Genomic DNA, 21,482 nt, shown 5'->3' with positions numbered 1-21,482 from the left:
ACTACCCCTTAAGTAAAGTCATTTTTGTAACCAAAAGTGCTCTTTTCTTATCTCTAAAAGTCTGGAAAGAATCCTTACATGTCCTCAGGATTGCACTTACCTGTTTAATTTCTTCTGAACTCAACTTTGAAAACCTTAACTGACTTAATATCTTCCAGTCTGCTCTTGGCATCTTAGTTCCTTTAGCTGAGTTCATTGCTATCCGAGAGAAAGTATCACTACAAAATAGGGCTGCCAGAATCAGTCCCATTTCAGCCAAACGTGGTCGCAAAACAACCAAATCAGAAGAGCAAATACCGTTTAAATCAGCTAAAGCTGCTTTTCGAAGGTACGGCCTAATTTTTCCATACAGAATATCACCAGATTCAAATCGAAATTTTTGGCTAACGACACCATCTAAATTTGAGTGACCCGTTTCCCAATACAGTTTAGGAGTCAGATGCTCAAAACCAACATAAACACTCTCTTTATCAAAGACTTCTGGACTAACTCGTATTCTCTTCTCTTCACATACTTCACTTATTAAACACGAGTTTTGCTTTACTCTTTGAGGGCATAAGAGGGTCTCATTAACGATTGCTTCGATTAATTGTTCTTGGCTATATAACGCTAAATCTAAAGCCTCTATATTGCGGTCTACTTCAGTCAATAATCTTAATAAGACAGATTGTTTTTCTTTTGAGGGAAATACGAAATTCTGACTAGCCAGTGCTTTCCACTTAATCGTTGGAGATAGTGACCCTTCTGAAATCTCAATCGCACGATTCATAAATACGTCCGACTGCATAAAAAATGGTAAAAATTCAGGGATTACATTCTCAGAATTAGCCTCGAGAACCATTGCATGAGCTGAACAGATGCAATCCCAATCGGCTACCGCAACCTTTCGCTGATATGCTCGGCGTTTACCAAAAATAATTTGCCCTTTTTTAACAAGCAACTTCTGGCCAGCAACATCACTAGGAACCCCATGCCGCTTTATTTTAAGGCTGTCGGGGTCTAGATGCTCTAAGCCCACATAAACTTTCAATCCAGTCTCACTTGGCTCAACACGCTTGGAGATATGTTTAGCAATGTCTCCAAACTTTACCACTTGCCAACCTTCAGGTAATTGTCGCTTTGTCATTTACTGCTCCACCTTGCTTTCATCTGTATACCCAAGCTTTGCAAGGCTCTGGAATAATTTACTAGTCTGTTTTTTCAACTGCACTCGACTTACTTTCCATGCTTCGATAGCGTGTTCGACGTCATGTGATTGTTCATCATCTTTACCTTTCACATAGAGTGGAATCGAAAGATTATGTTGGTTTTCTCGTATATCATCTAAATCAACCAAAGCAGTAATGTCACTTTGGTTGTCTGGTTGGAAATAAGCTTCACAAAGCACATCCAAATCATCACCAGATAAGCGGCTGTGGGCACGCTCGCGAGTTACATGCTCTACACCATTGATAAACAGAATCTTGTTTTTACGCTCAACTGGTTTATTGCAATTAAGCACCACTACGCACGATTCCATAGGCGAGTTGTAGAACAGATTTGGGCCAAGGCCTATCACCGCCTCAATGATGTCAGACTCAATCACCTGTTTACGAATAGTTTGTTCTGAATCGCGGAATAGAACCCCATGAGGCCAAAGCATAGCCGCACGGCCAGTATCCGGCTTTAAACTTTTGATGATATGGGTGTAGAAACCGTAATCAGCACAACCTTGCGGCGGAACGCCGTACATATTGCGTCCATAAGGGTCAGCGGCGAACTTTTCACGGTTCCACTTTTTAATCGAATACGGAGGGTTAGCAAAGATGACATCAAACTGTTTGAGTTGATCGTTCTCGATAAACTTAGGGTCGCCTAGGGTATCACCACGCATGACGTCGAACTCTTCAATGTCGTGCAGGAACATGTTCATACGTGCAATTGCGGACGTTAGCAGGTTTACTTCTTGGCCGTACAAATGAACACCACGCCACTCTTCACCCTGAGAACGTAGATCCATCACAGCATTAAGCAGCATACCGCCCGTACCACAGGTTGGATCATACGCACTCTCACCCGGCTTAAGCTTCATGATACGGGTCATCAAATGCACAACGGTACGGTTGGTATAGAACTCGGCTGCAGTGTGGCCTGAGTCATCCGCAAACTTTTTGATCAAGTACTCGTAAGCCTCTCCTAAGTCATCTTGAGCGACAGACTTAATACCTAGCGGGATTTTACTGAAATGCTGAATAAGATCTGATAGCAAATGATCTGGCAGACGCTCTTTGTTGGTCCACTGCGCATCACCAAATACACCGTGTAGTCGTTCGTTCTTTGCTTCAATCAAACGCAGTGCATTTTGAATCGCTTCACCAATGTCTTTACTGGTATTGCGAACTTTCTCCCAGCTTGCTTCTTCAGGAATATCGAAACGGTGGTACATCGACATCGCGGCATATTCCGCATCACCTTCGTGCAACTCTAGCGCTTCGTTATATTCTTCTAGATATACATCTGACAAGCGCTTAAAGAACAGCAATGGGAAGACGTACTGCTTGTAATCAGACGCATCAATTTGGCCACGCAGGAACTCGGCTGCCCCCCAAAGTAGGTCTTCTAATTTGTTTTTGTTCATTGTGTGCGATATTCCAAGTATTCAAGGCCTTCAAGCCAGAAATTGATGTATTTGTCCTTGCAAAAAGGTCCTGTTTCACTAGCAATAAAAACTAGCCTTGGCTTTTTATCCAATAGCCCATTTAGCTTTTTCTCTTGAAATAGTCGGTAAGATGTCTCTTCTATTAAACTATTGGGAATGAAAAACGAAGGGCGTACAACATTTTCGTCATGCTCTAGCCTATTTGCAAAAACGACTGAATAGCCAGCTCCATGCTTATTGAACCATGCTTTGCCAAAGTAGATTCTGAACTCATCAGCAAAGCTTTCTATCTTTTGCCCATCAATTTCAATGAACAACTCTTCAATTGGCATAGTACCTATTTCAGGTAATTGCACTAAGATGTTTTCATTGTTCAAAAATGAATCAACCATGGATGAAAGTACTTTCGAAGCTTGTTTTTTCCTTTTGCCCTCTTCTCCATCACTTTCACGTATTGGTCGTCCTTTAATGACAAACTCATCTTCCGACACGCCGTCTTTTTCAACAGGTCTCTTCGTGCTGTGAGGACGCAAGTTCAACCTAACTGCATTTGAAATATATTCATCAGTATCAGAATAATCGGAATATTTAGATTTCTTTCTCTTAACCCCAGAAAGATCTTTTCCTATCAAACATCGTTCGGAATGCACCTCAACGACTTTGTAGTAAGGCTCTACTTTTCTTTTTTCTTTTGGTCTATCCAAATTGGCGCATGTTACCGCTGCATGGCAATTGTCATCAGGACATTCAAATGCGAACTTGGATGTAATTCTGCCTTCACGATATTTAAGATCTGCTTCTACAGGAGAAATGTTTCGTTGCAGCTCAATTGAATAGGATTTTTCTAACTTCATATTTCAAAACCTTCCTTGATCAACAAAGCTTCGAGCTCCTGTTCAGCCGTTTCTAAGGCGACTAACTTTTGCTGGAAATCTTTCAATGCTTCTTCAACGGTAATGGTTTCTTCTTCTAGCGGCTTTTGTACATAACGAGCGATGTTCAAATTGAAGTCGTTCTCTTCAATCTCGCTATGTGGCACCCAACGTGCAACACCTTCAATGTCGTCTGCCTTAGGGCCTTTGGTACGCATCTTCTGATAGATGTCGTAAATCTCATCAGCTTGAGGCTCTGACAAGGTGTTTTGAGCTCGGCCTTTAGTAAAGATCTCTTCCGCATTTACAATCAGAACATGGTCTTTATGCTCCTCTGGTCTCGCTTTACGCAATACGAGAATACAAGCAGGGATGCCTGTACCGTAGAACAGATTTGAAGCCACGCCGATTACCGCCACGATGCGGTTTTCTTTTAATAGCTTGGTTCTAATTTTACCTTCTGCACCACCACGGAAAAGCACGCCATGTGGCAGTACTACCGCCATGCGTCCTTCATCGTTTAATGAAGCAAACATATGCTGCACCCAGGCAAAGTCACCATTAGTTTTTGGCGCTAAACCAAAGCTTGCTCGGCCATATGGATCACTTGTCCAATAGTCATGGCCCCACTCTTTTAAGCTAAATGGTGGGTTTGCGATTACACAGTCGAAGTTTTCTAGTTGGTCATTTTTCAGAAACTTAGGATCACGAAGCGTGTCACCACGAACGATTTCAAAGTCTTCTTGTCCGTGTAGGAACAAGTTCATGCGAGCAATGGCTTCGGTGGTCAGGTTCTTCTCTTGACCTTTGATTTTAAGGAGACGTGGGTCACCACCGTTCTCTTTAACATGGTGGATAGTTTCAAGCAGCATACCGCCTGTACCACAAGCCGGGTCATATACGCTCTCATTGGCTTGTGGATCTAGAATATTGACCATAAGACGAACAATGGTACGTGGCGTATAGAACTCACCTGCTTTCTTGTTTGCTTTATCAGCAAAGCGCTTGATTAGGTATTCGTAAGCACGGCCCATATCATCATTACGCACACTCGATACGCCAAGGTTAACCTTGTTGAAATGGTTGAGTAGTGTTGATAGTAGTTCGTCGGATAGGCGCTCTTTGTTAGTCCAACTCGCGTCACCAAAAATGCCATGTAGCTGTGGGTTTTCTAGCTCAATGCCACGGAATGAATCTTTTAGGGCTTGCCCGATATCCTTGGTTTCTGCAAACACATCTTTCCAATGACAGTTAGCTGGAATTTGAATGCGGTGAAACATATCGCCCTTTGCAAGCTCTTCATCACCCACTTGCTCCATCGCCTCTTCAAACTCTTCATCGTAAACATCACAGATACGCTTAAAAAATAAGATTGGAAAGATGTAGGTTTTGTAGTCTGAAGCGTCAATTGGTCCCGTAATAATGTGGGCCGCATGCCAAAGGTGTGCTTCTAAGTCTTTGAGATTTATTAATGTCATTGCTTGCTCTTATTCTCTTCTATCCACGCTTCAAGGTCTTCACGTTTGAAGCGCCAAGAGCCGCCGACTTTGAAACCAGGAAGCTTTCCTTCGCTTGCTAATCTGTATGCTGTTTTTTCGGCCAACTTTAGGTAAGCAGCCACCTCTTTCAAGGTTAAAATTTGGTCTACCATTCAGAGTGTTATCTCATGTTGGTTTTATTTATCAGAATTGATAGTGAGAGAATATGGGAAAATTGGGGAATGAGCAATGATGCCTATGCGTAAATGTTAAACCCATTGCCTTCTGCGCGTTCTGTGATGGAAACGACAATCCCATATTGTATTACCAACAGCGACCACTTTAGGTCTTTAAATTCAGCCTGTTAAACCAACTAAATAACTAACATGCAAATTTAAACTAAGGAGAGTCCTAAATGGGATACGAAAACGCACCAGGCAAACAAAAAACGACTCTGCTTACTGCTCTGATACTGCTAGAGCCAATTTTGACGCCCCCACTATTGGTGACTGACTAAATATAGCTAAAACTTATCACCGAAAGCCCTAAGACAGCATAGAGGGAGCTAGTCGCTCCCTCTATGCTAATTTGCATGATTATCCTGCTTGCTGATCTCGCTCAGCTACTCTTTCCAAGATCCAATCTTGGACCTCATCTTCAACCCAAGCAACCGAACGTTCACCTAACGAAACAGACTGTGGAAACTGCCTTTCATCCATGTACTTATAGATGGATGAACGTGATAGACCTGTTACTGCGATGACTTCTTTTAGTTTGATTAATCTCATGATTCTGTCCTGTGTAGTTTCACTCATGAGATGAAGAAAAAATGCGCAAATTTACGTACTGGCAGGAGCAACTACTCAACAATTTTTCAAATACATATCACTCCTATGCATTTTCAAACATAGGAGAAAACCATGCTGATACCCCCCCTCAACATAGAGCATAAGAACAAAGTTCAATTTTGGCGTTTGATCCGACACCAGATGCCACACCTAACAATACAATCGGCTCGCCTAAGTAAACTTTCGGAGAGCCGCATGTACCTAAGAGCGATATTACCAACCCAAACCAATCATCTTGCCTATTTATAGCAGGCGCTCAGCTACATGCATCCCCTCGTATTTAGACTAACTTCAACCTAGGTGAGCATATGAGTAAAACGACTCATGTGAGCACTCGCCAGCATATGGTTCTCGCTCTAGAGCTCTATAAGCGCATTCCTTATGGGCACAAAGTCACCGCCTCCAAACTTAAAGCACACTTAGAAGAAGTCGGTATTCATCGTGATATTCGAACTATTCAACGCAACCTTGATGTGTTGCTCGAATACTTTGATATTGAACGCGATGATCGTGACAAGCCCTATGGCTACCAGCGAAAACAGCATAAAGCGCTAATTGGGTTCACCATTCACGAAGCATTACTGCTATGCTTGGCTGAGTCTCATATTCATTACTTAATCCCTCCAAACGTATCAAACACTCTTCATACTTTGTTCGAAGACGCAAACTATCGCCTCAGATCGCTAGCTCAAGATTCAAAAGAGTCTCAATGGCTCAAAAAAGTGGCTTTTCAGAACACTGCTAAGTTAAGCAAGAATATCAGTGCTGATATCTATGCTGTCATAGGCCAAGGACTCTACCACAATCGCTGGTTAAGCCTGCAATGTGGTACGAAAGAGAGCCCACATCGAAAAAATGTCATGCCTTTGGGCCTTGTACAGCAAAGTAATACATTGATGTTGGTGTGTTATAAACAAGGAGCAAAAAACACGACTTTTATTGATATTGGCCAAGTACACAAAGCAACACTGTCAACGTTCATATTCGACTACCCTCGTGATTTTGATTTGCATGATGAACTCACGGCATACACTCGCAATTATTACGACAGTTACACGATAGAGTTCACCATTACCAAACAAGCGGGAGAGCACCTCTACCATGCTCCGCTTTCTGAAGATCAATGCATCTTAGATCAATGTTCGCTCTTACATGTGACTGCGACGGTTTCAAATACATTGCCATTTATGGCCTGGCTAGAGGCACACAAAAAGCATATCACTAGTGTCAAGAAAGTAACATTGCCATCGATAGACAGCTCTCAACCTCAATCTCGACCATCAAGCACTCTAAGCTAATCACCTCTAGCTGCGACACCAGATGCCTAACCAACTGATACCCTCACTAACTGTACAGGCATTACATTAAATTTATTCTTTTAAACCTGACTCGTAAATTCACGGACAAACACACACTAGAACCATCGAACCACGACGATTAGTCATTGATACATCGATGATTGTTCCGTGTCTCTGTTATTCGGTATTCCCTTAATAAAAAGGATCTTTCTATGAGAAAAACTCTCGTTTCTGCACTTGTTGTAAGTGCTCTTATCACTGGCTGTGGAAGTAGTGATAGCGACACAACTCCTGATAAACCGCGCACCAATATATCGGGGCGCGCTATTGATGGGTATATCGTCGGCGCTACCGTGTTCTACGATTTTAATGGTGATAAAACATTCGACCCAACTATGCCTTACTCGATTACTACCGAGGGTGGGGTTTTCGACATTGATATAAGCAACCTGACTACTGAGCAGCAAAGCTGTTTAGATTATGTTCCACTCATTGTTGATGTCCCTGTTGGGGCTGTCGATGAAGATCTCGGTATTGTAAAAGAGCCATATACGCTGCGTTTTCCGCCCACGTTCGTATATGACAGCGATAAGCATGGAGAGTCACTCAATATCACCCCATTCAGTACCGTTCTTTGGGATAGCGCCGCTCGTAGCATCGAAATACAAAAAGAGGAAGCTTACAGCTGTGAGCTGGTAAAAAATGATGAGTCAATGAAATCAAGCATCAGTAGCGCTATACGCACTGTCACTGATGATCTTGTACACAACTTCAACATGAGTGAAGAAGAGCTGTGGAGTGACTATATCGCTTCTGGTCACTCTGAAGTTTACGAACTTGCTCAAGATCTCATGATTGCAATTCGTAAGTCTTTCGATGAAACCTTACAGCTAGAGCAAAGTCACCCAGATGCCGATGTTAGTGTTGCGTACTACATTAACGATCCTAGGAATCTCAACCAAGCCAGCGAGCTTTTATGGTACAAGTCAGCCGTTATCGATGATGGATTGAACTATCGTGAGCGCGTCGATATTTTAGACGATGACTGGGAGACCATGGTTAAGTGGTACCTAAGACAGTACGATATTAATGAGCTCGATGACTTTGGAACGGTGGGACTTCGTCGATACTTCACTCAACACAACGATTTTTCGTCAACTTGTACTATTGGAGAAACCATCTTTACCGAAGACACCCCTCACTTCTACTTTATTGAAAACCAAAAAGCTAGGAATGGCACAACCTTAAAAGAGTGTGAAGAGTTTGGTTACAGCGACATGAACTTTTTCAACTCTACCTTACTAGAAACTGGGATTCGTGATTTGGGGATCAATCAACTGAGGACTTGGTACTTGTGGGAGAAAGAGGCTCCTTCCGAGTATGCTCACTGGACCAACTTTCATGACAACCTTACAGGCTTAGACCGTGATGCATTTATCGCAGACATGTCTCAATTGCCTTTAGAGTGGGGGAATCAAAACAGTGTGGGATCTGATAAATGGCAATGGGATGAGCGAACTAACCATGAAGATGGCAGCTTTACTATTGAGCACCGCCTGAACTTTTATAAGACAATGCCCAATGGAGGCTACTCGGATTATTTCTTCTATCATGAATTTGCCGATGGCACATTCTGGTATGAATGTACCAATGGGAATGGTGGATTCTACGACTGTACCAAATAGAGCTCAACTCCTACTATAGCGTTCCATAGTGGACGCTAAGTCAGCATAATGGAAGAGAGCATGTGCTCTCTTCTCATATCATTGAACAGGAGTCTCACTCAGCGTATCGTACTGCTACTAGTTTAAGCAATCTCGCTTTGTATTTGAGGTATTGAGGTAAAAGGAAGTATGGTGCGTAAATTCTTGTTGTTGATATTGGGTCTAATAGTGCTGGTGGGTATGCATCACTTTAATTTTATCAATAACGATCTCTATGTAACCGAAGAGGATAGCGATAAGGTAATGCTAACTCTCTTTGGCATCAAAACCGATAACAACTGGTCGATCAAGCTGCCAATATCTCAGATTGAAGTGAGACTCACCGACATCGGGGTCTGTGGAGACAGGCGCTTTGTCAGCGGCGATTATCAGGACGGCTCTGAACGAGGAAGTGTACACCTTGATTATTTGAAGATAGTGACGTTAAACCATGCCCCCCTAAAGGATGAAGAGAGTATTACAAGAAAGGGGGGTTCTCAAACAAGGCTCGATGACATTCTATTTGTTGTGCCTTTCTTTGTCTCCACTCAGGGTGACGAAGCACTCGCCTATCTGGGACTGTTTAACATCAACATTAAACGTCGAGATATCAAACAGCTAGATAATTATTTTATCGGGGACGGAGTCAAAGTTGTTGCCCTACAAACTGAGGAGCCATTTGATGTAACCTCCAGAATATCGCTTAGCTACTTCACTCATGACGAAAAGGAGGCTCTAATCGAGTCATCGACCAGCCAAGTGACTAAACTCATTAAGGTAACGAACAAAGCGTTTAGTCAATAGCAGAAATACCCTATTTTTACTCTGCTCTTTATCAATTGCCTGGTGGTGTGAAAGGTATCCCATTTCAAGGGTTGTTGATTATTACCGTTGACCAGTCAACATGGTCAGCTCTTTGTTCTATGTTTGCTTTAGAAGAGTGCTCATGTATCAGATTCGCTTCAGCACTCTTCTAAAGGGGGGACAATTTTTAGTTGGGTATCAGCTTCGATTACTGTTACTAATGGAGTAACTCAACACCATCAAGCTCAATAATCGCTTGTGACATAGGCAATACCCGCCCCTCAGAAAGTAATGACTCGAACTTTTCATTCGGTAAAGCAACCGAATATGCACAACGATTTTCAATACACACTAAAGCTTTATCACCAGAGCGGTGAATATCAGTCATTTTTTGTGTCATTGCCATTCCAGCGACCAACTGTTCACCTGAAGGTGATAAATCAAACAACGTAGCAGTATTAGGATACAGTACATCAACTTGCTCAATACGTTCATCGGATATTGATGTGCAAGCACTTAAGGCAAAAGCAGCCAACAGAAAGGGCAGATTTTTCATGATGTTCCTTAGTTGTGAGAATGATTTTTCGAAACACGTAATCATTCAGCTAGAGAAAAAGGAAGCATACAATACTCTATAGAGTGGAAAGATTGAAGCTGCTCACTCTCAAAAAGCAAGACTCTACGTAAATCACCACTCCACTTTTCTTCAGGCACATATTACCTGCCTGTAGTCGCCACCCTGGACTACTGTTTCACGCCAGATTATTTCTGCCACTATTCTAATCACTAAGGAGGTCTCCATGCCTTTCGCATTTCTCGCTGGCTTTGTCGTCGGTGCAGGTTTCTACTACATGAGTAAGGAGGACTGGTATGATCCATATCGTCGCGACTAAGAGCCTTGTTGAACTATTTGTTCTCGGGGTAATTGCTGGCTACAACTGGGCTCAAAAGCAGGACGGTAAGTAAAACCAAGCAGCCTTGCCTTGTATTATACAAAGCGGGCTGCTTTTTTATATCAACCCATAATTTTTCAGATACACATTACCCGAGTGCAATGACCCAAAGAAAGGAGAACTCATGCACTCAAGAATCCCACCAAGCTATCGTCATAGTCAGCCAACCGAACTACGTGAAATTTTAGAAACAGCCGCATCTATGCTAGCTGCTAAATATGCTCGGCAAGGCACCTTCGCTAATCCTGAAGCCAGTAAGCAATTCCTGCAAATGAAACTTGCTCATTACGACAAAGAAGTCTTTGCTGTGATGCTACTGGATAATCAAAATCGACTAATACGCTTTGAAGAGCTGTTTACTGGCACCATTGATGCTGCAAGCGTCTACCCTAGAGAAGTCGTAAAGCTAGCTTTAGATGCTAATGCCGCTGCTGTGATCTTTGGTCACAATCACCCATCAGGAGCACCCGAGCCTTCCCAGTCTGATAGAAGAATAACCACTCGCTTATGTGATGCACTCGCTCTGATTGACGTTAGAGTGTTAGACCATATCGTAGTCGGTGAGCAGTGCGTATCTTTCGCTGAGCGAGGCTGGCTATGAGTCAAACTAAGCCGCATCCGCTCTTAGTGAGGTATCTCAATGCTCTGACTAAGCAATTAGACATCCCAAGTTTTGCAAACCGAATCGCCCTTAATTTTCGTGTATCAAGCTATTACCGAGACCGTTGTGGATTTCACCCTGTTGAGATTCAGCTGTATCGCACTAGCGACCAATTACATGACCACCCTTGGCATATCGTCTTTGTCACCAGCTTTGCTTATCCAGATGAGCACGCCTCAAAAGTAGACGTTGAGCTCTACTTCAACTTCCTTCGTGGATGGTTTTATCAACCGGATATTCAACACTGTGAGATCCACCAGCCTCAAGTGACCGAGTTATATAAGAGCTATGAGCGTGCTTTCTTAGCACAAGTCCGAAATGGCTCGTTTGACGATATCCAAGCGACGCTTGTTGATATCAGCACGCCCACTCACCCATCCATTCAATCTAGTTAACCCAAGGAGGTTTACAATGCCAAATAAAATCCAGAGCCAAATGATTCAATTCCAGCCTTGTTGTTTACCTGTCTCCAATCGCTTATGCAACGCTATCAATAAACACATTCAGCAAGCACATCCATCCCCACTCTCATCCAACTCTTTAACTATTAACTTTCGTGACTCCAATTACGGTGCTGAAAGCGGCGGTTATCACCCAATCGAGATCAGAGTTCAACGCGACGAAGCGCAACAGTGGCACTTCTGTTACATCACCGACTTTGCCTATTCTGGGGGGGTGTATCCCGAGCTAACCATCGAGCTTGATTTCAATATTGAGAGCAACATATTCAGACAGATGTTTTTAGCACCTTGCGCTTTAGCACATCGAGAAGTGAAGTCCTTCTATCGAACGTGGGAAGGTAACTTCTTGGAGTATTTATCTGACGGTGTGTTTGACCAAATCAAAGTCAGCAAAAGCTGAAAAGCATCCAAGTTCCCATTTTAGCATTTTGGGAACTTGCTAGCCCTTGCGCTGCAAGGGAGTATGATTTTCTAGTCTGCTGAAGTTCCCAAAAACTGCATTTCAATCGAAAAAAGGAACCAGCCTATGGCAGAAGTACAAGCAGTGAAAAGTCGCGAAACAATTAAACTTATCAGCCACCTCTTAGAAATACGGCATAGTAAGCAAATGGCCGACATCTGGAATGTAGGTTTGAATCTAGCTCTGCGTATCTCTGATTTACTGTCAATTAAGTTCAGCGACATCGATGAAGACAAACTGACTATTCGAGAGCAAAAAACAGGAAAGACAGCGCAGATCATCTTAAACCCCAAAAGCCAGGAGATCATCCATCGCATCAAAGAGGAGAACCCTCACCATATCTACTTGTTCCAGTCGTACCGGAATCAACAAGCCATCAATAAACCAGCCTCACCACTTAGCCGACGCTCAGTAAGCAAAGCTTTTGCATCTGTAGGTGAAGAAGTGAAACTGCCGCTCGGTACGCACTCAATGCGTAAAACACGGGGTTACCACCTTTACCAGAGCACCAAAGATATCGCCCGAGTGATGCGTATGCTTCGTCATAGCTCTGAGGGTATCACCCTGCGATATATCGGCGTAACCCAAGATGACATCGACAATGACTTTAGGGAGTTAGTATTATGAAAGTGAAAACCATTGAACAGTTTCCAAAGCCGTGTCACTCAGCGAGCACTACGCACCTTGAGTTGAAGAAGAGACCCAAGATTGGAATATTGTAAAAGTCCAACAACGGAATATCGATATTGTAGCGTAGGCCAGTGGGCCTATGCGTGCCCTTCAAAGAGGTTAGACAACCTCTTTTTTTGTGTTCTGGCTCATTTTTGGACAGAATCTTCGTAGAGTAATCACTTAAATTAGAAGAATACGGATAACTTTTAGTATCAGAAAGTCGTTTGGTTAAGTGTCCAGTCTAGCTGGTAAAGAACACATATCGGAGTATCCATATTTCGATACCCCTATTAGATCAAAGGTCTACCTCGAAAACTAGACCTTTGTCAGCAGCCTGAGACATCATATTGATGTCTCTATAGGTTTCACTAAGTTTCCACCGATACCGATTTGGTTCGAGTTTTTATAATGTCCGATATCGAAAACCAGACTATCAAGGACACCGAACTGCTTATTAACATCACCTCTTGAACCGAAGGCTCCGAATATAGCGCCGACTCAAACAAGTAAGAGATCGCAGGAATCACTGATAGCATACAGACCGTCAATACAGGCTTAGTGATTTCCATTCCTTTCTGAAGTAAAAAGAACGGGAGTACAAAACCAAATACAGAAAGCCCTGCCACTTCGGCAAGACCCACCTCCCCGCCAAGACTAGCACCCGTTGAGAAGATCACCCCCATAGCGACAATACCTGATAATAGAAAACGAAATGCCAAGATCTCATCAATAGACAAATCACCCATAAACTTAGCATTCGACTTTAATGAAATTAATGCGGCTCCGATTCCAGCCAATGCAGCTAAAACCAAACCCAGCAACAACGCTGCATCCATCACGTTGGCCTTAATTGCAAACAAAAGAGTAAGCAAAGCGATGGTGAAAGCCTGCGCCAACCTACCTAAAGCCTCACGAGTGACCACAGACACTACAACAACGGCCACTGCCGACTCAAATAGAGCTGCACTTGAAGCTGGAATGTAGGTCAAAGCCAAATGAAACGAGAAGAATGCTAGCAATGTATATAAATTCATCTTGGCCAACGACAGCACCTTCTCCCTAGTGAGATTCAGCTTTTTCGTAACCACCAGTTTGCACAGAAAAAATACTGAGCACAAGACAAAGGAGGTCGTAGAGAAAATCATAATCTCCCCGCTACTAAACTGGAAACTGACACGAGACAAAGCAAATGCCTGTAATATCACCGAAGCTAAAATAAAGATAAAACCCAACATATCTAATCCTTTATGTTGTTTTGGTACATTAAAATACACTAAAACATATATTTAACGGTGAATAGAAGATCATAAATGTAACAAAAGTATGGAGAATCGACTAACACGATTATCTACCGAGTAGATACGTTAACGTAGAATGGCGCATATTCGAGGTATCAGACATAGAAGATAACTATGTCGGCTATACCACCACATGTTGCTGCCCTACATGCTTCGTCATTCCTCCAACTGCAATCTTGGCAACGCTTTCCTGATGGCGAGTAACGTAAGCATGAATATGAGAAGTGCACTTCATAGCTCTACCTTGTTCAAATAGAAACTCATCGCTTGGGGCTACATGCTTGGTGAGATAATAAGCTAGGGCACCAGACGAACTGCCTGTGGCTGATTCTTCAGGTATACCTACTAGAGGTGCAAAGTTTCTACACCTCGCAGACAAACCCTCTCCGTGAGAGCAAAGTTCAAAGGCGTGAAGTCCTATCAAGCTATTCTCTTGGCAAAACTCAATGATTGCTGAGTGATTTGGTCTTATCGAATCAAGGTGACCATCTGGAACTGCCACTATTAGGTCTGCAAGTCCCGTGGATATGGCCTTAATGGGCAAGTTTGTTTCTTCTAGTAAATGTTTGCTTAAGCCAATCAAGTCACAAATATCCTCGGCGTTGTAAGTGCCCAGTTCCTCAGGTGTTTTTTGAGTAAGGATAACCATTCCATCAGAGTTGACCTGAACTTCTAACAATCCAGCCTTGGTGTTCTGCTTGTAAATACCTGCGGGCAATATGCCCTTTTTATGCATTACTGAAAAGGCTGCTAAGGTTGCGTGTCCGCAAAAATCTACCTCCTCTGTTATCGTAAAGAACGAAACTTTGAAGTCTGCTTCGGTATCTCGTGAGACAAAAGCTGTTTCAGGAAAACCAATAGTTTGAGCGATTGTCAGCCGCTGACTATACGATAGTTTGTCGGCATCGAGAACAACACCCGCTGGATTTCCTCCTTCACCGTTTGCTACAAACGCTTTTACCAGCTCTACTCTGAATTCCATTTGTCTAGCCCTTTGGGATCTAACTTCCTCACACGTTACAGGCATTAAGAAAACTAAGTCAAGGGAGACCAATCAGCCAGAGGGCCTCAGGTAGCTCTGGCACACTTTGGCGCAGATCTGAGCTAGCCACATCAGCTAGCTCAAAGGTGGACAAAAACTCGTTATTTATCTGACTCTCGAAGGTCGTCTAATAATAGTTTTGCAAATTTTCCTAATTGTGTCGAAGTAATAGCTCCAGCAATCATGCTCAATAGATTAGCTACGATAGGCCATACTGACCAATCAAGGATTAAATACCTCGAAGTGCCAATTGCCACAGCTAGTCCTAGGGGTATTGAAACTAACATGCTAGTCATCGCTAATGTTATCACAAATGGGAAGATAACCTTGTCACCCATAAAATTCTCACTTAGTCCGCGTTTTATTTAAGCTGTCACTATAAGTAAAACTTACTTTTGTGGACATTAGAAAAGCTAAGATAAGTGACTGAATCGACATCGTGATCTCTAGATCTAGCTAACGCATTTCGGGGCAGTCTCGATTTAGTCACCGTATACCTAATCTTTTGTTAGTCTTGCTCTAACCAACGGAAGTACGGTCGCATACCATCCATCCGTTCGATCTCTGCACCCAATTTCTTGTAGAACTCGTGTGCTTTGGTGTTGTATGGGCTAGCTGTCCATGAAATGCTAGAAGATAGAGATTTTTTAGCTTCTGTTTTGAGTGCCTGCATAAGCTCCGAACCATAACCTTTTGACCGATGCTTAGCGATAACTAGCAGGTCATCAAGCCAAATAGACGGCTCTCCTCGAAAGGAGGAATAACGATAATGAAATAAGACAAACCCTTGAACTTCATCATTGACTTCCAATAGCAAAGCGTGAGCAAACGGATATTCACCAAATAAGGTTTGTTCTATTTTCTCCTTAGTTGTTGAGATTTCACCGTCAAACCCTTTCATTGATCGGTCGAAATCGGCTTTGTGTCCAATAAGCTCTAGTAGCTTACTTGAATCTTGTTTGTTCGCTTTCCTTATGTCCACTTTGCTCGCTTAACTTACTATTTTGTATGTAGTTTACTTAGATTACCGACATTAGCAAAAGGCAGTCAAGCCAGAGGCAACTGAACAGAGGACTCTACCAAGTCTGACTTGAAAAGGGGCAAATATGATCTAGCTCATCAAAGTTGCTAAGTGGCTTTCATTGAAGTCAGACAAACTCTGTAGCTTTAAGTGTGATTCGGAAAAATCTTGCTGATATTTGTTTGGGTGGGGAACAACGATGGTTTTGATGTTTGCTCTTGTTGCTGCGAGCATTCCTGAGTACGAGTCTTCAAATGCAATACAGTGCCTAGCTTCAACACCTAACTTATTGACTGTCGATAGATAGACGTCTGGCTCTGGTTTACCTTTTTTTACGTCATCAGAAGACGATATCGCATCAAAGAAACTTGCTATTCCTAACTTATTTAATATGACTGGGATAAGTTGATACGGTGAGTTTGTAGAAAGTCCTATCTTTATACCTTTGCTTGCGAGCAGGGAGAGAGTTGTGCTCACACCTTGTAACTCACTTCCCCTTTCTTCAACTAAAGCCTCAACCCTATTTATGACTGCATTCTCCACCTCATGTAGACGCAGGCCAGACCAAGGGTAAAGATCAAACCAGAACTTTGTGACTTCTCTCGTTGTCATGGTTGCAGTCTGCTCTGCCAACTCATCTGTCACTCTCACACCAATCGAAGTAAATATCTCTCTTTCAGCGAGTTGCCAAAGTGGTTCAGAATCAATCAATAGGCCATCCATATCAAAAATTGCTGCTTGTATCACTGTGCTTTGTCTCAAGTGTTGTTTTAACTACTTACTTTCCGTCTTAAAATTTAGGATCGTAGCATGTAAGTTCAAGTAGTATACTACTACGAGCAGCTGGCGAGCACACATTAGAAATATTCAGTAAAAGGTAGATTTAGCCATCTGCCGGATCAATTGGTCGAAAATTAAAAAGGGGCAAAGGTGCGTTGCACAGCAATAACCATCTGACTTGAACTAAGGGCAACGCTCCCTTCATGAAAGTTCGAACAACTATCCGCTTCAGGAGTGCGCTTTGACGTACTTCTTAACTTTTTTCATCGCCATTTGACGCTTGAGTGGTGAAAGGTAATCAATAAACAAGTTGCCAGATAGATGATCAATTTCATGCTGCATGACAACAGCTAAAAACTCATCACTTTCAACCGTAATTGAGTTTCCCTCACGATCTAAAGCAGAGACGGTAACAGAAGAAAATCGTTCAACATCAGCGTAATAGTCTGGAACAGATAAGCAACCTTCTTGACCCATAGCTTTATCAGAGCCATCAATAACCTCTGGATTGACAAGAATTAATGGCTGGTCTCTACTTTCGGACAAATCGATAACAACAACTGCCTCTTTCCGACCAACTTGAGTTGATGCCAAACCGATACCATTTTCAGTCGCATATAATGTGTCTAACATATCGTTGATTAACGTTTGCACAGAAGAAATATCTGTTACCTTCTCGGCTTTAACTTTTAGCTTAGGATTTGGTGCGGTTAGAATGTTTAAAACTGCCATTTCTGCCTTTCTACGTGTAAAGGGGGTTATTTTAATGCGGCCTCGTGCCGCTTTCCGGCGACATGATGCAACCTTTAAGCATTCAGTTCAATATCTAACTCGCTCAGTGCCCTTACCATCAATTACTACTGTTCTATTGGGTTTTACTTACGTGTTCAGTTGAGGCATACCAGTTTTGTAGGTTAAGACAGGCTGAGGGCATCTACTCTAAGAAAGAATGGGGCGTGCGACGTGAAGCCGTATGAAGCGCTGTTCACCGCTTAACGAGTGAACCATCTGTATCACCAGATGAACCTAGGAGCCTGAATAAAGTAGCGGCTCTGACAATGTAACGAAGGTTGGCATTTGCCAATCGGGATCTAAATCGTGAGAGGACGATCCTCCTGATAACCACAAATTCGGGTGAGTGCTAGGTAGTCAGCATGATGAACATATGTGAATCCGTCCAAGGTGCGTTATGTTATGAAACAGCGGAAGTGGTTAATACGCTGTGGCCAAAAGGCATGAGAGTCGGAAAGAGATTGCCCCATGCTCTTTCGTGATCATTGAACTCTCCGCACTATAGCGGGCATCTACACTGACATTGCGCGACATACGGAACACGGTAAGCCTGTATTACTCCCTCTGGGAAAGTCTCTGCGACCGATAGTGATGCAGGTAGAGGATGTTGGAAAAAGCGAAAGCTGTATTGTAACGATGCAGATACAGATTCATATCTGATCACGAAAGTGAGCTGACTTCCGACTGGTCTTCCGTTGCAAGAGAATTTGAAGAACTTTATTCAAGGAGAAACGCAAATGATGATTTCAAAAGAGATTAGTGCCTCTCCTGACAGCGCTCAGTGGCAATCCATAAACTGGAAAGCCGTTGAATCCCACGTTTTAAAGCTTCAGATGCGTATTGCAAAGGCAACACGAGAAGGTAAACACGGCAAAGTGAAAGCATTGCAGTGGATACTGACTCACTCGCGCTCAGCAAAACTTCTTGCTGTTAAGCGGGTGTCACAAAACAAAGGCAGTAAAACGCCTGGAATTGACGGCGTTATCTGGAATACAGATACGCGTCGCATGAAAGCAGCCAATCAATTGAGCAGAAAAGCTTATCAAGCAAAACCGCTCAAGCGTATCTACATCCCCAAGAAAAACGGCAAGCTCAGACCACTGGGTATCCCGTGTATGATCGATAGAGCGCAGCAAGCGCTTCATCTTCTTGCACTAGAGCCAGTATCAGAAACACTTGCCGACCCTAACAGCTATGGATTTAGACCAAACCGAAGCACTGCTGATGCTATTGCGCAGTGCTTCAAGTGCTTGGCTATGAAACGCTCTGCTCAATGGGTTCTTGAGGGTGACATCAAAGCTTGTTTCGATAAGATCGGACATCAATGGCTGATAGATAACATTGCCATCGATAAACGTATGTTGGAACAATGGTTAAAGTCTGGTTTTATGGATAAAGGCTTGTTCTATCGCACTGACGAGGGAACGCCACAAGGTGGGGTCATATCCCCAACCTTGATGCTAATGACGCTTGCAGGGCTTGAGCAACGCATAAAGTCTACCGCACTCAAAAAGGGTGCAAGAGCCAACTTTATTGGATACGCCGACGATTTCGTCGTCACTTGTGCTTCAAAGGAAGTGCTGGAGAACGATATCAAACCGTTGATTGCTGATTTCTTAACAGAAAGAGGCTTAACACTCTCCGAAGAGAAAACGCACATTACCCACATCAGCAGAGGTTTTGATTTCCTAGGTTTTAATCATAGGAAGTACAAAGGGAAATTGCTCATTAAACCAAGCAAATCCAACACACTACTGTTCTTGAGTAACTTGCGTGAACTCATCAAAAAGCACGCAACCATCCCTGTGAACGATCTTATCAAGTTGATAAACCCGAAACTCAGGGGCTGGTCGAATTACTATCGACACTGCGTTGCGAAACAGGTATTCGGATATGTAGGTCACAAGCTATTCCATGCGTTATGGCATTGGGCTAAAAGGCGTCATCCAACCAAATCGAGAACTTGGATCGCCCTTAAATACTTCATCAACCGTCAAGGTCAATGGCAATTTCACGGTTGGCAGAAGATCATGAATATGGATTGTCAGTTCAATCTGTTTCAAATAGCTAAGGTGCCAATAGAGAGGCATGTGAAAATCAGGAGTGCCGCTACACCTTTTGATCCTCAATACCAAGAATACTTGGCTAAGAGAAAATCAAAGAAGCAATGCCGTAACTCTTGGCATGAGCCTGCTCTCACTGCTTTATAAGTTGCTGGGTGCCAATCGGTGCCTTCGTGAAGGCTTGAGCCTAGTGCGGTGAAAGTTGCATGCTGGGTTCTTAGAGGGACGACACTTGGTAACAGGTGTCGTCTACTCGACAAATCTGAGCTAGCCACATCAGCTAGCTCAGATTTGGACAAAAATAAATTACATGAGACCAATTTCTGCTGCAGTCGCATAAGTTTGGTTGTCATAAGTATGGAATAAGCTTCCAGGTATTCAGCTAATGAACTTCTAGAAGCTGACTTTGAAAAATGATATTCAGAAAAGATTCAGACCAAAAATGTCTTTAACATCAAAAAGCACTTTGGATGTTTTTTCTCTGGAGACTTGACTTCCCTTGACTAAAATATCAACTAGTTGGGCTTTATCATTCAAAAACTGGCTTCTACTTTCTCTTATTGGTCGAAGTATTTCCTGCAGGCACTCTTCCAGCACCTTTTTCGTTGTACCGTCGCCAAGCCCGCCACGTCGATAGTGTTCTTTCAATTGCTTGACATAATCTGTATCAGAGTGAAAAGCATCAAGGTAGGTAAACACAACATTTCCCTCAACCTTACCAGAATCTTCGATCCTTAGATGGTTGGGATCGGTATACATAGATTTTACAGCGGCAGAGATTTCTCTTTCACTAGCCCCAAGGTTAATGGCATTACCCATCGATTTAGACATCTTATTTTTTCCATCTGTACTAGGAAGCCGTGGTGCATTGCTCAATAAAGGTCGACACTCAGTTAATACACTACGACCCGCTAGAGCGTTCACCTTCCTCACAATCTCGTTGGTTTGCTCTAGCATAGGTAACTGATCATCTCCAACTGGAACTAAAGATGCACTAAATCCTGTTATATCAGCAGCTTGAGATATAGGGTATGTTAGGAAGCCTGCTGGGATAGACCGTTCAAACCCTTTGTTTTGTATTTCGCTTTTTACTGTTGGATTTCGCTCTAGCCGACTGATGGTTACGAGGTTACTGTAATACATAGTTAACTCAGCAAGGGCTGGTAGTTGTGATTGAAGGCAAATAGTAGTTTTAGAGGGGTCGATACCAACAGCCAAATAATCAGCAACGACATTTAGAATGTTAGATGATACTTTTTTCGGATTGTGGGCATTATCAGTAAGACCTTGCATGTCAGCAACGAGGATCGTTTGCTCATGATCTGCCTGTAAAGTTACGCGCTGCTTTAATGAGCCGACGTAATGACCGAGATGTAATGGACCTGTCGCTCTATCACCAGTCAAGACAATTTCAGGTTTATCATTAAGTTGCTTTGTATGATCTGCTCCAGCAAGACTGGACACTACATTAAGCGATATTTTGCTGTTCAAAGTTAACTGGGCTTAGATACCTGATCCGCACCAGAAGTTTTGGACACTGAGTTAAGTGAGTACAATCACTAACGAGGTGAACAATGACAACTAAGAAAACACGAATCAAACATGCTCCTGAATTTAAAGCCGAAGCACTTAAGCTAG

The 21,482-nt window shown here is 42.8% G+C and carries 21 protein-coding genes; 8 read left to right on the top strand and 13 right to left on the bottom strand.

Annotation, left to right across the window (positions count from 1 at the left end; translation table 11 throughout):
• Position 1: 1 nt before the first annotated feature.
• The 6 genes from Q1A70_RS02715 to Q1A70_RS02690 form a co-directional block, all read right to left on the bottom strand.
• Positions 2 to 1,126: a restriction endonuclease subunit S gene (locus tag Q1A70_RS02715; RefSeq protein WP_299686766.1), complete on the bottom strand. Its 1,125-nt coding sequence runs from the start codon at positions 1,124 to 1,126 to the stop codon at positions 2 to 4.
• Positions 1,127 to 2,617 (bottom strand): class I SAM-dependent DNA methyltransferase, encoded by a 1,491-nt coding sequence (locus Q1A70_RS02710; protein ID WP_299686764.1) that lies wholly within the window; start codon positions 2,615 to 2,617, stop codon positions 1,127 to 1,129.
• A complete protein-coding gene (locus tag Q1A70_RS02705; RefSeq protein ID WP_299686762.1) occupies positions 2,614 to 3,492 on the bottom strand; it encodes a hypothetical protein in 879 nt (292 codons plus the stop codon). The genes Q1A70_RS02710 and Q1A70_RS02705 overlap by 4 nt, the downstream gene beginning before the upstream one ends.
• The gene (locus tag Q1A70_RS02700; RefSeq protein ID WP_299686760.1) at positions 3,489 to 4,988 is read right to left on the bottom strand and encodes a class I SAM-dependent DNA methyltransferase; all 1,500 of its coding nucleotides are present in this window, start codon (positions 4,986 to 4,988) and stop codon (positions 3,489 to 3,491) included. The genes Q1A70_RS02705 and Q1A70_RS02700 overlap by 4 nt, the downstream gene beginning before the upstream one ends.
• A complete protein-coding gene (locus Q1A70_RS02695; protein WP_009842282.1) occupies positions 4,985 to 5,161 on the bottom strand; it encodes a helix-turn-helix domain-containing protein in 177 nt (58 codons plus the stop codon). The genes Q1A70_RS02700 and Q1A70_RS02695 overlap by 4 nt, the downstream gene beginning before the upstream one ends.
• Positions 5,162 to 5,584: 423 nt before the next feature.
• Complete coding sequence (locus Q1A70_RS02690) at positions 5,585 to 5,776, bottom strand: AlpA family transcriptional regulator (RefSeq protein WP_299686741.1); 192 nt, start codon at positions 5,774 to 5,776, stop codon at positions 5,585 to 5,587.
• 368 nt (positions 5,777 to 6,144) lie between these two features.
• Between Q1A70_RS02690 and Q1A70_RS02685 the strand changes: the two genes are divergently transcribed.
• The 3 genes from Q1A70_RS02685 to Q1A70_RS02675 all read left to right on the top strand — a co-directional run bounded on the left by Q1A70_RS02685 (position 6,145) and on the right by Q1A70_RS02675 (position 9,641).
• Positions 6,145 to 7,134 carry a WYL domain-containing protein gene (locus tag Q1A70_RS02685; RefSeq protein ID WP_299686739.1) on the top strand — a complete coding sequence of 330 codons (990 nt, stop codon included), beginning with the start codon at positions 6,145 to 6,147 and terminating at the stop codon, positions 7,132 to 7,134.
• Positions 7,135 to 7,346: 212 nt separating this feature from the next.
• On the top strand, positions 7,347 to 8,819 hold the full coding sequence (locus Q1A70_RS02680; protein WP_299686737.1) for a hypothetical protein: 1,473 nt from the start codon (positions 7,347 to 7,349) through the stop codon (positions 8,817 to 8,819).
• Between the two features lie 168 nt (positions 8,820 to 8,987).
• A complete protein-coding gene (locus tag Q1A70_RS02675; protein WP_299686735.1) occupies positions 8,988 to 9,641 on the top strand; it encodes a hypothetical protein in 654 nt (217 codons plus the stop codon).
• A 217-nt stretch (positions 9,642 to 9,858) separates the two neighbouring features.
• Here Q1A70_RS02675 and Q1A70_RS02670 read toward each other — a convergent pair whose 3' ends face one another.
• Positions 9,859 to 10,197, bottom strand: coding sequence for a hypothetical protein (locus Q1A70_RS02670; RefSeq protein ID WP_299686733.1), 339 nt, complete (start codon positions 10,195 to 10,197; stop codon positions 9,859 to 9,861).
• A gap of 521 nt (positions 10,198 to 10,718) precedes the next feature.
• On the opposite strand from Q1A70_RS02670, the gene radC reads away from it, so the two are divergent.
• The 4 genes from radC (at position 10,719) to Q1A70_RS02650 (ending at position 12,803) form a co-directional block, all read left to right on the top strand.
• Positions 10,719 to 11,195, top strand: a complete 477-nt coding sequence (gene radC / locus Q1A70_RS02665; protein ID WP_299686731.1) for a DNA repair protein RadC — start codon at positions 10,719 to 10,721, stop codon at positions 11,193 to 11,195.
• On the top strand, positions 11,192 to 11,650 hold the full coding sequence (locus tag Q1A70_RS02660) for a DUF2787 domain-containing protein (RefSeq protein WP_299686729.1): 459 nt from the start codon (positions 11,192 to 11,194) through the stop codon (positions 11,648 to 11,650). The genes radC and Q1A70_RS02660 overlap by 4 nt, the downstream gene beginning before the upstream one ends.
• Positions 11,651 to 11,666: 16 nt before the next feature.
• Positions 11,667 to 12,116 (top strand): DUF2787 domain-containing protein, encoded by a 450-nt coding sequence (locus Q1A70_RS02655; protein ID WP_299686727.1) that lies wholly within the window; start codon positions 11,667 to 11,669, stop codon positions 12,114 to 12,116.
• A gap of 126 nt (positions 12,117 to 12,242) precedes the next feature.
• Positions 12,243 to 12,803 (top strand): tyrosine-type recombinase/integrase, encoded by a 561-nt coding sequence (locus Q1A70_RS02650; protein WP_290296853.1) that lies wholly within the window; start codon positions 12,243 to 12,245, stop codon positions 12,801 to 12,803.
• A 413-nt stretch (positions 12,804 to 13,216) separates the two neighbouring features.
• Here the strand turns inward: Q1A70_RS02650 and Q1A70_RS02645 are convergent, their stop codons facing one another.
• From Q1A70_RS02645 to def, 5 genes are all read right to left on the bottom strand, one after another.
• Positions 13,217 to 14,083 (bottom strand): EamA family transporter, encoded by an 867-nt coding sequence (locus tag Q1A70_RS02645; protein ID WP_299686722.1) that lies wholly within the window; start codon positions 14,081 to 14,083, stop codon positions 13,217 to 13,219.
• 184 nt (positions 14,084 to 14,267) lie between these two features.
• Complete coding sequence (locus Q1A70_RS02640; RefSeq protein ID WP_299686720.1) at positions 14,268 to 15,128, bottom strand: PhzF family phenazine biosynthesis protein; 861 nt, start codon at positions 15,126 to 15,128, stop codon at positions 14,268 to 14,270.
• A gap of 568 nt (positions 15,129 to 15,696) precedes the next feature.
• Positions 15,697 to 16,170 carry a GNAT family N-acetyltransferase gene (locus Q1A70_RS02635; RefSeq protein ID WP_299686718.1) on the bottom strand — a complete coding sequence of 158 codons (474 nt, stop codon included), beginning with the start codon at positions 16,168 to 16,170 and terminating at the stop codon, positions 15,697 to 15,699.
• A 129-nt stretch (positions 16,171 to 16,299) separates the two neighbouring features.
• Positions 16,300 to 16,956 carry a hexitol phosphatase HxpB gene (gene hxpB / locus Q1A70_RS02630; protein ID WP_299686716.1) on the bottom strand — a complete coding sequence of 219 codons (657 nt, stop codon included), beginning with the start codon at positions 16,954 to 16,956 and terminating at the stop codon, positions 16,300 to 16,302.
• Positions 16,957 to 17,217: 261 nt separating this feature from the next.
• On the bottom strand, positions 17,218 to 17,721 hold the full coding sequence (def, locus tag Q1A70_RS02625) for a peptide deformylase (RefSeq protein WP_299686714.1): 504 nt from the start codon (positions 17,719 to 17,721) through the stop codon (positions 17,218 to 17,220).
• Positions 17,722 to 18,518: 797 nt separating this feature from the next.
• Here def and ltrA point away from each other — a divergent pair.
• Positions 18,519 to 19,991, top strand: coding sequence for a group II intron reverse transcriptase/maturase (ltrA, locus tag Q1A70_RS02620; protein ID WP_299686712.1), 1,473 nt, complete (start codon positions 18,519 to 18,521; stop codon positions 19,989 to 19,991).
• Positions 19,992 to 20,264: 273 nt separating this feature from the next.
• On the opposite strand, the gene trpS is transcribed toward ltrA, so the two are convergent.
• Complete coding sequence (gene trpS, locus Q1A70_RS02615; RefSeq protein ID WP_299686864.1) at positions 20,265 to 21,308, bottom strand: tryptophan--tRNA ligase; 1,044 nt, start codon at positions 21,306 to 21,308, stop codon at positions 20,265 to 20,267.
• Between the last annotated feature and the right edge of the window lie 174 nt (positions 21,309 to 21,482).

The organism is uncultured Vibrio sp., from assembly GCF_947488985.1.
Lineage (GTDB): Bacteria > Pseudomonadota > Gammaproteobacteria > Enterobacterales > Vibrionaceae > Vibrio.
This window is presented reverse-complemented; position numbering and strand designations above follow the sequence as displayed.